Annotated in this window: 7 protein-coding genes; 2 read left to right on the top strand and 5 right to left on the bottom strand. The window is 72.8% G+C overall.

All coding sequences use genetic code 11. The features are described 5' to 3' along the window. The first annotated feature begins 146 nt into the window (after positions 1-146). Together ABIC61_RS15350 and ABIC61_RS15345 are read left to right on the top strand one after the other, a co-directional pair. Positions 147-1,532 carry a MoxR family ATPase gene (locus ABIC61_RS15350; RefSeq protein ID WP_354030621.1) on the top strand — a complete coding sequence of 462 codons (1,386 nt, stop codon included), beginning with the start codon at positions 147-149 and terminating at the stop codon, positions 1,530-1,532. Continuing rightward, on the top strand, positions 1,525-3,552 hold the full coding sequence (locus ABIC61_RS15345; protein WP_354030620.1) for a vWA domain-containing protein: 2,028 nt from the start codon (positions 1,525-1,527) through the stop codon (positions 3,550-3,552). The genes ABIC61_RS15350 and ABIC61_RS15345 overlap by 8 nt, the downstream gene beginning before the upstream one ends. Positions 3,553-3,861: 309 nt before the next feature. Here the strand turns inward: ABIC61_RS15345 and ABIC61_RS15340 are convergent, their stop codons facing one another. From ABIC61_RS15340 to ABIC61_RS15320, 5 genes are read right to left on the bottom strand one after another with little or no spacing between them, the layout of a single operon-like run. Next, complete coding sequence (locus ABIC61_RS15340) at positions 3,862-4,620, bottom strand: SCO1664 family protein (RefSeq protein ID WP_354030619.1); 759 nt, start codon at positions 4,618-4,620, stop codon at positions 3,862-3,864. Next, a complete protein-coding gene (locus ABIC61_RS15335; protein ID WP_354030618.1) occupies positions 4,617-5,144 on the bottom strand; it encodes a DUF3090 domain-containing protein in 528 nt (175 codons plus the stop codon). The genes ABIC61_RS15340 and ABIC61_RS15335 overlap by 4 nt, the downstream gene beginning before the upstream one ends. 33 nt (positions 5,145-5,177) lie before the next feature. Then, positions 5,178-5,909, bottom strand: a complete 732-nt coding sequence (locus tag ABIC61_RS15330) for a histidine phosphatase family protein (RefSeq protein ID WP_354030617.1) — start codon at positions 5,907-5,909, stop codon at positions 5,178-5,180. A gap of 10 nt (positions 5,910-5,919) precedes the next feature. Next, positions 5,920-6,684, bottom strand: coding sequence for an ABC transporter ATP-binding protein (locus ABIC61_RS15325; RefSeq protein WP_354030616.1), 765 nt, complete (start codon positions 6,682-6,684; stop codon positions 5,920-5,922). After that, positions 6,681-7,763, bottom strand: a complete 1,083-nt coding sequence (locus ABIC61_RS15320; RefSeq protein ID WP_354030615.1) for an FtsX-like permease family protein — start codon at positions 7,761-7,763, stop codon at positions 6,681-6,683. Before ABIC61_RS15320 ends, ABIC61_RS15325 begins: the two co-directional genes overlap by 4 nt. Positions 7,764-7,830 lie beyond the last annotated feature (67 nt).

The following is a 7,830-nucleotide window of genomic DNA, read 5'->3' as shown; positions in this document are numbered from 1 at the left end:
GTGTGGGGGGGGGTCCCCTCTATCGCCCCCCCGCCGCGGCCGCCCCCCCCCCCCCCGGGGCGGGGGGGGGGGGGGGGGGGGCCCCCCCCCGCCCCCCCCGGGCCGTCTTCCGGTCGCTTTCGCGAACGCGGCGTAGCGTCGAAGAGGTGACCCGACCCGACATCCGAACGGTCGGCGAGCTCCGCACCTCTGGCCACGTCCAGAAGACGGTCCGCGCCGAGATCCGCGACAACCTGCTCAGCGCCCTCCGCGAGGGCCGCGACCCCTGGCCCGGCCTGCACGGCTTCGCCACCACCGTCGTCCCCCAGCTCGAACGCGCGCTCATCGCCGGGCACGACGTCGTCCTGCTCGGCGAACGCGGACAGGGCAAGACCCGTCTGCTGCGCACCCTGCAGGGCCTGCTCGACGAGTGGACGCCGGTCATCACCGGCTCCGAACTCGGCGAACACCCGTACGAACCGATCACGACCGCGAGCATCCGACGTGCCGAGGACCTCGGCGACGCGCTCCCGATCAGCTGGCGGCACCGCGACGACCGCTACGTCGAGAAGCTCGCGACGCCGGACACGTCCGTCGCGGACCTCATCGGCGACGTCGACCCCATGAAGGTCGCCGAAGGCCGCAGCCTCGGCGACCCGGAGACCATCCACTTCGGCCTGGTCCCCCGCGGCCACCGCGGCATCGTCGCCATCAACGAGCTGCCCGACCTCGCCGAGCGCATCCAGGTCGCGATGCTCAACGTGATGGAGGAGCGCGACGTGCAGATCCGCGGGTACGTCCTGCGGCTGCCGCTCGACGTGCTCGTGGTCGCGAGCGCCAACCCCGAGGACTACACGAACCGCGGCCGGATCATCACCCCGCTCAAGGACCGCTTCGGCGCCGAGATCCGCACGCACTACCCGATCGAGCTCGAGGACGAGATCGCCGTCATCCGGCAGGAGGCCCAGCTCACTGCCGACGTACCGGACGCGCTGGTCGAGATCCTCGCCCGGTTCACGCGGGCCCTGCGCGGGTCGAGCGCGGTCGACCAGCGCAGTGGTGTCAGTGCCCGGTTCGCGATCGCCGGCGCCGAGACCATCTCCGCCGCGGCCGTCCACCGTGCCGCTCGTCAGGGCGAGGAGCACGCGGTGGCTCGTCCGATCGACCTCGAGACGGCGGTCGACGTGCTCGGCGGCAAGATCGAGTTCGAGAACGGAGAAGAGGACCGCGCCGACGAAGTACTCGAGCACCTGCTCCGCACCGCGACCGCCGAGACGGTCCGCTCCCGGTTCCGCGGGCTGGACTTCGCGGTCCTCGTCGAAGCGCTCGACGGCGGCACGATGGTGACCACCGGCGAGCAGGTCAGCGCTCGGGCGTTCCTCGAGGGCCTGCCGAGCATCGGCGAGTCCGACCTGTACGACCAGGTCTGCGAACGCCTCGGGGCGACGAACGACGGCGAGCGGGCCGGCGCGATCGAACTCGCACTCGAGGGGCTGTACCTGGCCCGACGCATCAGCAAGGAGTCCGGCGGGGGCGAAGCCGTCTATGGCTAGGCAGAACCGACGGCTGGCGCGCGACGCCCGGTACGGCAAGTACGAGGACGGGCCCGACCCGCTCGCTCCCCCGGTCGACCTGGCCGAGGCGCTCGACGCCATCGGCGAGGACGTGATGGGCGGCACGTCGCCCGAGCGCGCCATCCGGGAGTACCTGCGGCGCGGTGGTCGGGACCAGCGCGGGTTGGACGACCTGGCCCGTCGCGTGGCCGAACGACGCCGTGAGCTGACGAGCAAGAACAACCTCGACGGCACGCTGCAGCAGGTCAAGCAGCTGCTCGACGAAGCCGTGCTCGCCGAACGCGGCCAGCTCGCGCGCGACACCGACCTCGACGACGGCGACCGTGCGCTCGCCCAGATGCAGCTCGACAGCCTCTCCCCGTCGCCGGCGTCAGCCGTCCAGGAACTCAGCAGCTACGACTGGAAGAGCCCCACCGCCCGCCAGAAGTACGAGGAGATCAAGGACCTGCTCGGCCGCGAGGTGCTCGACCAGCGCTTCGCGGGCATGAAGCAGGCGCTCGAGGGCGCCACCGACCAGGACCGCGAGGACGTCGCCGCGATGATGCGCGACCTCAACGCACTGCTCGAGGCGCACGCCCGCGGCGAGGACACCCCCGAGCAGTTCGACGCGTTCATGGCGCAGCACGGGCAGTACTTCCCGTCGAACCCGCAGGACGTCGAGGAGCTGCTCGACGACCTCGCCGCCCGGGCCGCCGCCGCTCAGCGGATGCGGAACTCGATGACCCGGGAGCAACGCGACGAACTCGACGCCCTCGCGCAGCAGGCGTTCGGCTCCCCCGACCTCATGGGCCAGCTCTCCCAGCTCGACGACACGCTCCGCGCACTCCGGCCGGGCGAGGACTGGGGCGGGTCCGAGCGGATGGAGGGCGAGCAGGGGCTCGGGCTCGGCGACGGCACCGGCGTGTTCCAGGACATCGCCGACCTCGATGCTCTCGCCGACCAGATCGCGCAGTCCGGCCCGGGCTCCGACCTGGACGACCTCGACCTCGACGCCCTCGCCCGCCAGCTCGGTGCCGAAGCCGCCGTCGACGCGCAGACCCTGCAGCGGCTCGAGAAGGCGCTGCGGAACTCGGGAGCGATGCGCCGGGGCGCGGACGGCGCGCTCCGGCTCACCCCGAAGGCGATGCGGCAGCTCGGCAAGAGCCTGCTCAAGGACGTCGCCGAACGGATGTCCGGCCGACAGGGTGCACGGGACCTCCGACGCTCCGGTGCCGCCGGGGAGCCGTCCGGCTCGACCAGACAGTGGCAGTACGGCGACACCGAGCCGTGGGACGTGACGCGGTCCATCACGAACGCCCTCACCCGCACGGCCGCGTCCGGTCGGATGGGCCCCGGCGTCCGGCTCGAGATCGACGACGTCGAGGTGCAGGAGACCGAGGCGCGGACCCAGGCCTGCGTGGCGCTGCTCGTCGACACCTCGTTCTCGATGGCGATGGAGGACCGCTGGGTTCCCATGAAGCGCACCGCCCTCGCGCTGCACACCCTCGTGTCGACCCGGTTCCGCGGGGACGACCTGCAGCTGATCGCCTTCGGACGCGAGGCCGAGGTGATGGACATCGAGCAGCTCGTCGGCCTCGACGCCATGTGGGACAAGGGGACCAACCTGCACCACGCGCTGCTGCTCGCGAACCGGCACTTCCGGAAGCACCCGACCGCCCAGCCCGTGCTGCTCATCGTCACCGACGGCGAGCCCACGTCGCACCTCGAACCGAACGGCCAGGTGTGGTTCGGCTACCCGCCGGACCCGATCACGATCGCGCTGTCCGTCCGGGAACTCGAGAACGCCGGACGTCTCGGCGCGCAGACGACGTTCTTCCGACTCGGTGACGACCCCGGCCTCGCGCGGTTCATCGACGCGATGGCGAAGCGGGTCGACGGGACCGTGGTGGCGCCGGAGAACGACGACCTCGGGGTCGCGGTGGTCGGGTCGTACCTCGGGTCCCGACGGGGCGGCACACCGCTCTTCGACGGGTACGGCCGCGACCCCTGGGGGTCCTGAACCGCGGCTTCCGGTACGGACCCTGTTGCGGACGGCACCCCCGGTCGTATGCTGTCGCCACAGCTGCCCCAGACCCCGGCCGCGACCACCGTTCCACGCGCACCGACGACATCGGCGTGCGTGGACCCGGCCGACCGAGTGCACCTGATCCGCCCTCGACCGGCCGACCCCCGTGGAGTCCCGGAGAGCAACGGCGCTCGCCGCCAGACCTGCCACGGGTATCCGCGCCCCGGCAGGCGGGGCGCGGTGCGGGTCGGTGGGCTCTGTACCCGACGGAGCCCACCGACCCGATCTCCGTCGGTGTCGGCGCTAGAACAACGGCCAGGGCACCGCGGGACCGTGCCCGGCGGGCGGTGGGAAGACCGCGACCGCCCGGAGCGCGGCGCACCGTGCGCGGAGCGTGTCCACCTCGGCGACCGTGAGGTGCTCGTCGAGTGCGGCCCCGAGGTCACCGTGCAGCGCCTCGGTCACACGGTCGATGCCCTCGAGTTCGTCGGCGTCGAGCGGCTCCCCGATCCACCCCCACAGCACCGTGCGGAGCTTGTGCTCGACGTGGAACGCGAGCCCGTGGTCGACGCCGAACCGGTGTCCGTCGGGCATGGCGAGCACGTGCCCGCCCTTCCGGTCGGCGTTGTTCACGACGACGTCGAACACGGCCATCCGCCGGAGCGTCGTGCTGTCCTCGTGCACCAGGGTCACCGGACGGTCCTGCTCGTCGATCGCCTCGAGCACGGGCAGCCACGGAGTGTCCTCGGCGTCGGCGTCCTCGGTGGGGACGAGGTCCACGGCGTCCTGCTCGGGGTCGACGTCCTGCCAGCGCTGGACCATGCCCCGACCGAACGGCCCGTCGCCCATCCACGTCGGCGGGACGACGCCCCACCCGAACGCCTCGGAAACCAGGTACGCGGCGACCTCCCGGTCGGCCAGCGTGCCGTCGGGGAAGTCCCACAGCGGGCGCTCCCCCTCGATGGGCTTGTAGACCACGGGTTCGCCGTCGAGGTCGGCCAGGAACGTGGCGTTGGATGCTTCGCGGATGCGTGCCCGGATGGACAGGGATCCGTCGCTCATGCGTCGCCGGGACGACGGCCGGCAGCGACGATCTCGCGGGTGCGCGCGACGAACGCGCGGGCGGTGCCGACCGGGATCTTCACCTGGAACAGCTCGGCGGGTTCGGGGATCTCGACGACGGCCTCGATCTCCTCGCCGTCCTCGTCCGTCTCCGCCACGATCTCGATCTCGTCGTCGATCGGGTACGCCTCGATGACCACCTGCGCGGTCGCCGGGTCGAACCCGAGGCTCAGGGCACCCGCGCGGAACTCCGCCTCGACCGGCTGGTCGAGCGGCGCACCGTCGTGGAGCTCGGTCGGAGCCGACGGCGGAACGCTGAAGCGGTTGTCCTCCACCGTGGCGACCTCGTCGAGGAGCTCGTCGATCTTGTCCGCGAGGACCGCCGACTGCTCCTTCTCGAGCGCGACGCTCGTCACACGGCGGCCGTCGCGCGCCTGGAGGTAGAAGGACCGCTCGCCCGGGAGGCCGACGGTCCCGACGACGAGACGGTCCGGCCAGTCGAAGCCGTGCACGATGGTGGGCATACCCGCATTGTAGGAGCGCCGGCCGACACGCGTTCAGGCCCGGTCGGTACCCGTCTCGGTCGCAGCCGTCGTCCCGTCCCCGTGACCGGCACCACCGCCGACCGCCGCGTCCCCGGACGGCGCGGGAGCGGCGGCGAGCCAGGCGAGGTCACCGGACTCGGTGTTCGACGCGACGACCTCGGGCCGGTGCTCCCCGTAGCGCACGATGGACACCGACGCCGGGCCGACCGCGATCCGCTGGAACAGGTCGAGGTGCATGCCGAGGGCGTCGGCGAGCACGGACTTGATGACGTCGCCGTGGCTCACCGCGACCCACACGGCGTTCGGCCCGTGTGCCGCCTCGACCTCGGCATCGATGCGCCGGATCGCCGCGACCGCGCGGGACTGCATGCCCTGCATGGACTCACCGCCCGGGAACACCACTGCGCTCGGGTTCGCCTGGACGGTCCGCCAGAGGGGCTCCTTCGCGAGGTCGGCGAGCTTCCGCCCCTGCCAGTCGCCGTAGTCGCACTCGGTGATCGCCCGTTCGATGCGGGTACGGGGCGTGCCCGGGTGGCGTTCGAGCACCGCGCGGGAGGTCTGCCGGCAGCGCTCGAGGGGGCTGGACACCACCGCGGCGAGGGGCACCGCGGCGATCCGTTCAGCCGTGCGCGCGGCCTGCTGTCGTCCGACGGCGTCGAGCGCCACCCCCGCTGTCCGTCCGGCGAGCAGGCCGGTCGCGTTCGCGGTGGTGCGTCCGTGCCGGACGAGGAGGACGGTCGCCATGTGCCCGATCCTAGGCGGCGTCCACCGCGGCAGCCGCGCGAGACGCCGGAGCCGCGGAAGCCACGGAAGCCACGGAAGCCGCGGGCACCGTGTCGACCACCCGCCCGTCGACCATCGTCACGAGTTCGTCGAGCACGTCCCGGTGCACCATGTCGTGCGTCACGAGCATGGTCGCCGTGCCGCGGTCGTGGGTCAGCCGAGCGATGAGGGCCATGATCGCCGCACCCCGCTCCTGGTCGAGTGCGCTCGTCGGTTCGTCGACGAGCAGGACGTCCGGCCCGTGCACGAGCGCCCGGGCGATCGCGACGCGCTGCCGCTGTCCACCGGAGAGTTGCGCCGGGCGCTTGTCGGCGTGCCCGGACAGCCCGACCGCGTCCAACAGCTCGTCGACACGGGCGCGGGTCACCGTCCCGCGACGACCGGCGACCCCGCCGCCGAGGTGCGCCATGACGAGCACCTGCTCGCGGGCGGTCAACGACGGCAGCAGGTTCGACTGCTGGAACACGATGCCGATCCGCTCCCGACGGAGCGCGGTGGCCTCACCGGGCGAGAGCGCAGCCGCGTCGACGGCGGAGCCGCCGCCGATCAGCACCCGCCCGGAGTCGGGTCGGATGAGCGTCGCGGCGACCGCGAGCAACGAGGACTTCCCGGAGCCGGACGGGCCGGTGATCCCGGTGACCACGCCGGCCCGGGCGGTGAGGGACACGTGGTCGACCGCGGTCACGCGGCGGTCGCCGTCGGGGAAGGTCAGGGTGACGTCGTCGAGGGTGATCATCGGTTGCTCCCGAGTGCGGTGAGGGGGTCGGCTGCTGTGACGGTCCGGAGGGCGACGGCCGCTCCGGCGAGTCCGAGCGCGGCCATGGCGACCGCGGGGACGAGGGTGGTGAGCGGACTGAGCAGGAACGGCAGGGCTCCACCGGCGAGCGCTCCGAGCCCGACGACGGCGGCCGTCCCGACCCCGATGCCGACGACGAGCACGACGAGTGCTTGTCCGAGGGCATCGCGGACGAGCGACCCCGTGCTCGCGCCGAGCGCCTTGAGCACCGCGACGTCACCGGCACGCTGCATCGTCCACACGGTGAAGAACGCGCCGACGACCAGGGCGGACACCCCGAACAGCATCGCGATCATCAGGGCGAGGGACCCGACCTCCGACTTGAACGTCTCGAGCGCCGTCAGCGAGCCGAGGTGCGACGCCGCCGACGTGTGCGTCCGATCGGCCACGGCGTCCCAGTCGGGCGAACCGCTCACCGCGAGCACGGTCGGTGCTCCGTCCCCACCGAGCCGGCGGTCGGCAGCAGCCCAGGCGTCCGGCGTCATCGCGAGCACCGGTGTGTGGCTGTACCAGGCGTCGGCGCCCACCGAAGCGACCCGGTAGGTCGTGCCGGTGATCGTCACGTGGTCGCCGACCCCGACGCCGAGGTCGGACGCGGCGGCGGCCGACAGGCCGACCTCGTCGTCGCGGTCCGGCGCGAGCACCGCGACGGTGCCGGCACCGGAACCAGCAGCCGGCAACCCGAACAACGCGACGCCGACGGCCGAAGCCGCACCCGCGGTCGCCCGTCCCTGCACGATGCCCACCGGGACCACCTCGTCGACGCCGGCCGCCGTCTGCCAGCCGACCCGCGCCTCCCGGCCGATCGTGGACTCGCCGAAGGACGGCTGCCCGCTGGACGGCTGCTGCAGCACGAGTCGGTCGCCCGGCAGGCCCAGCACGGCCGAGACGTTCTGGGCGGCGAGACCGCCGGTGAGTCCAGCGAGGAACCCCACGAGCAGGGTGATGAGCGCGACGACGGAGCCGATGAGCACGAAGCGTCCGCGGGCGAACCGGAGATCGCGCCAGGCGACGAACACGGTGGTCCCTTCCCGGTCGCGGACCGTCCGCAACCGTGATTCCAGCCTCGCGAGACCGGGCCGGGAC

It is taken from the genome of Curtobacterium sp. 1544, assembly GCF_040544915.1.
GTDB lineage: Bacteria > Actinomycetota > Actinomycetes > Actinomycetales > Microbacteriaceae > Curtobacterium > Curtobacterium pusillum_C.
This window is presented reverse-complemented; position numbering and strand designations above follow the sequence as displayed.